Origin of the sequence: Sphingomonas segetis (assembly GCF_009720245.1) — a bacterium.
GTDB lineage: Bacteria > Pseudomonadota > Alphaproteobacteria > Sphingomonadales > Sphingomonadaceae > Sphingomicrobium > Sphingomicrobium segetis.
In genome coordinates this window covers 1-3,324 of sequence record NZ_WJSQ01000214.1, presented here as the reverse complement: position 1 = coordinate 3,324, position 3,324 = coordinate 1, and the positions used below count along the sequence as shown (strand labels likewise).

The window sequence follows — 3,324 nt, the reverse complement described above, 5'->3', positions numbered from 1 at the left end:
CGGCGGCGACTGCGGCCGGGCGCAAGCTGATCGGCGAGCCGCCGCCGCGCATCACCCTCATCGACCTGCCGTCGTCGAGCGCGGCGAACACGCGGCCGTTCGCCGAAAAGGCGCGCGCCTGGGCTGTCCTTGGTCAATTCGCCGGGCCGTAGGAGCTTCCCCTTGCGCCACGCGCAGTTGGCGGCATGATCTCCTTCATGGATCCGATCGAGGAAGAGACCGACAGCGACAAACGGCTGTCGATGGTAGACGAAGCGCTGGTCGCCGGCACGATTGCCAACACCAATGGCCTGCTGGTGATCCTCGCCAAGCTGGTGTCCAAGGGCGTGTTCGACCGCGCCGACCTGCAATCCTTCTCCGACAGCTATTCCAAGCCGCTCGACCATGTCGGGATGCGCGAGAACGAGCTCGTCACCCAGATGCAGGACCAGATGGAATCGACGCTGGCCGAGCTGATGCGTTACCTCAGTGAGCGTGAGCAGGACGGCTGAGGGCGGCGCGATTGACTAGCGTGCGATGAGTCCACATATGGCCCGCTCTTCTCGCGAAGGCCCCTTCGTCTAGCGGTCCAGGACGTCGCCCTCTCACGGCGAAAACACGGGTTCGAGTCCCGTAGGGGTCACCAACAGAATCAAGTAGTTAGCGGCAGTTTCGAACAGCTTCAAGAGCCGCATCCCCAAAATTTCCCGAATATCCGCCCCGAGACTTTGCCGGACGTTGCCGGACGAGATCTGAACCGTCCGCGCTTGGCTTCGGGAATGTGGCCGGCGGCCGATGGAGCTAATGGCTCGACCTCTGATAGACCGAGATCCACCGGTACCCTCGGCCCTCCGATCGAAGCGTTCCCAGGATGCGCTTCCGGGCAATCTGGTCGCGAACCCACACGCATCCGCAGGCGCCACACAGGATGGCGCCTTCGAGCGCTGCTTCCTTGACGAGCGCGGCTTGCTTTTCGCTCACCAGAGACTGGACCGGATTGGGTGCCGAACAGAATAGCGACGGGCAGAGACTTGCCTGATTGCGAGAGCTCATTTTGCCTCTTGGATTTTGAACAATGAGCGGACCGCGCACAGGTCGCGGCGCGGACTCTTTCATCTGTTATCCCAAAGGTGCAGAAATCGCCATCGCTGCAACGGCATGGGCCAACCAGAGATTGGCCGATGATGGTTTCCAGGACGACGTTAAGAGGCTAGCCTCGTCGTGCCGAATCGACCGCTGTGAGGGGGATGCCTTATGGTAAGGTTTGCGGCCAAGGTCCTGTTTGCTCTCGTCCTTTCGAACTTCCTGCCGCCCGAGAGCGAGGCTGCGGCACCCGTGATCGCGGCCGGCCGGACCTTCGCCTGCACCCCGGTTGCGGTGTGGGACGGGGACGGGCCGATCTGGTGCGCCGAGGGTCCCAGGATCCGTATCGCGGGCGTTGCGGCGCGGGAGATCGATGGCAGCTGCAGGGCAGGTCAGCCTTGTCCTTCGGTCGTAGGCGTCGAAGCGCGCAAGCGCCTGGTCGGGCTGTTCGGCGGGGCCAGGGGGAAGCTTCGAACCGGCCATGTCGCGGTTCGCGGCGCGACGATGACGTGCCTGTCCGACGGCAATGGCAACGGGGATCGTACCGCCGCCTGGTGCAGCTCTCCCGACTTCGGTGACCTCTCCTGTGCCGTCGTGAGGGCAGGCGGTGCCATCAAATGGCGACGCTATTGGCGCGAACATAACTGCTAGGGATGGTCGCTACAGCAGCATTCACCATGACCGTCGATCGCCGATCGTGCGCCCTGCTGCTTCCGTCCCCTCAGCCGGACCGACCGGCATACACCGCTTCCGGCTATTCAGAAGCGAACGCCAATGTCCGCGAAAAATAAAGATCAAGATCGCGGTGAGCCTTGGCGGTCAGTGCAACAGCGCCGGCGCGCCCCTCCACACCATGAGGCTTGCGAATGACCATTTCCTGCTCCTCAAGATACTCGGCCCATCGCTGGACAAGAGCAATCCGGGCACCGATCAGCCCGGCCAGACGAGCGACCGTGACCGTCCGCCCTGCTGCCTCCTCGACATACAGAGCGAGCAGCCCGTCCCAGGCGGTCTCATCGAACATGCTCCGATCGAAGATCTCCATCCTTCGGCGCCGGCAGAGCAGGAGGAACTCGGCACGGCGCAAGAGCCGATTTTCCGAATGCGCGATTGGCTCGCTGTCGGCCCGTTCGGGGTCCTTGATGACTGGGTGCACGAATTCCTCCGCGGCGGCGGATTCGGCAGCCCCCTTTTAATCCGGGAAGAAGTGGAAGTCATCCTGCCGCCGGGAAAATGGCGGGTGCACCGAGAAGCACCCGCCTGATTCGGCAGCTGACGCTTCTTCCTGCGCAATCACGCGCTGCTGCGCAAGGGCATTCGAGCTCCCGGAGGCGGCGCGCAAAGCCGGTTCCGCTCATGAGTACCGCCATTGGCGCCGATCCGGAGCGATCGGTAACCCACGGCTAAGGGGGCATCCATAAAGTCAGAGACAGACGTTCTAGCCCCACTGGGACGTTCATGGTCGGGGAGGTCCGCCGGTTCGGCCGGCGGGCCTCCTCTTTTCCCCGTTCTAATCCGAGTCGCCGTGCGAAGCGGACGGCGCTGGCGGCTGAATTCCTGGCCCGGCCAGCCGGTCGAATACGGCCTGATGCAACGGATGGTCGAACTGAACGCCGGCGACATCGCCCGCAACCCAGCGCACCGAACTTTCGATCGCTCCCAGGCCGTCAAATTTCACCCAGACCCGCTCTCCGACCGCGGGACGGTCGCCGAACTCGATCTTGCAGCCTCGAAGCGAAAGGTCGAAGACGCGCCGGCGGGAGCTGTGCGATCCGCCGTCGCCGATACCGACTTCAGCCGCAAGCGACCCGCGCCTCGTTCGCTGCGGCTGCCGCTCACCTGGGCTTTCGGAAGGCATGCTCGGGCGATAGTACTCGAAATCGGCAATATGTTCCCATCGAGCGCCGCGCCGCCGCTCGACGGGCGAAGTGCGCGAGAGCAGGCGGCAAATCGGGCGCGGAGCGATCCGCGGGCACTGCAAGGAGACAGGAGGCCGCCCGGCGGCGGAGCGATCCTGGATGCTGACGGCCGGCAACGGAACCGGCCGGTTACCTGCGCTCGAACCATGACAGGGCCGCCATCGCGGTAGCGGCCCGGCTCGGCCTAGCGGCTGGCGACGGCGCGATCGATGTCGGCGGCCGCACGATCGCGACCATGTCGAGAGACTGTGGGAGGCGGCAGTCGCAGCGCTCGGTTCTGGCTGGACGATCAACGGGAGCACTCGCCACCGCTACAAGGGAAATCTCAATATCCGCCGCGAAG

Annotated in this window: 5 protein-coding genes and 1 tRNA gene; 4 read left to right on the top strand and 2 right to left on the bottom strand. The window is 64.4% G+C overall.

The features are described from left to right. Window positions 1-197 precede the first annotated feature (197 nt). The 3 genes from GH737_RS13855 to GH737_RS13845 all read left to right on the top strand — a co-directional run bounded on the left by GH737_RS13855 (window position 198) and on the right by GH737_RS13845 (window position 1,713). Window positions 198-491, top strand: a complete 294-nt coding sequence (locus tag GH737_RS13855; protein ID WP_230558825.1) for a hypothetical protein — start codon at window positions 198-200, stop codon at window positions 489-491. Window positions 492-549: 58 nt separating this feature from the next. After that, a tRNA-Glu gene (locus GH737_RS13850) sits at window positions 550-625 on the top strand. 608 nt (window positions 626-1,233) lie between these two features. Beyond that, window positions 1,234-1,713, top strand: a complete 480-nt coding sequence (locus GH737_RS13845; RefSeq protein WP_230558824.1) for a hypothetical protein — start codon at window positions 1,234-1,236, stop codon at window positions 1,711-1,713. A gap of 103 nt (window positions 1,714-1,816) precedes the next feature. On the opposite strand, the gene GH737_RS13840 is transcribed toward GH737_RS13845, so the two are convergent. After that, window positions 1,817-2,086, bottom strand: a complete 270-nt coding sequence (locus GH737_RS13840) for a hypothetical protein (RefSeq protein ID WP_196233202.1) — start codon at window positions 2,084-2,086, stop codon at window positions 1,817-1,819. Window positions 2,087-2,164: 78 nt separating this feature from the next. Between GH737_RS13840 and GH737_RS13835 the strand changes: the two genes are divergently transcribed. Then, the gene (locus GH737_RS13835) at window positions 2,165-2,326 is read left to right on the top strand and encodes a hypothetical protein (protein WP_155265367.1); all 162 of its coding nucleotides are present in this window, start codon (window positions 2,165-2,167) and stop codon (window positions 2,324-2,326) included. A 246-nt stretch (window positions 2,327-2,572) separates the two neighbouring features. Here GH737_RS13835 and GH737_RS13830 read toward each other — a convergent pair whose 3' ends face one another. Beyond that, window positions 2,573-2,920: a PilZ domain-containing protein gene (locus tag GH737_RS13830; protein ID WP_155265366.1), complete on the bottom strand. Its 348-nt coding sequence runs from the start codon at window positions 2,918-2,920 to the stop codon at window positions 2,573-2,575. Between the last annotated feature and the right edge of the window lie 404 nt (window positions 2,921-3,324).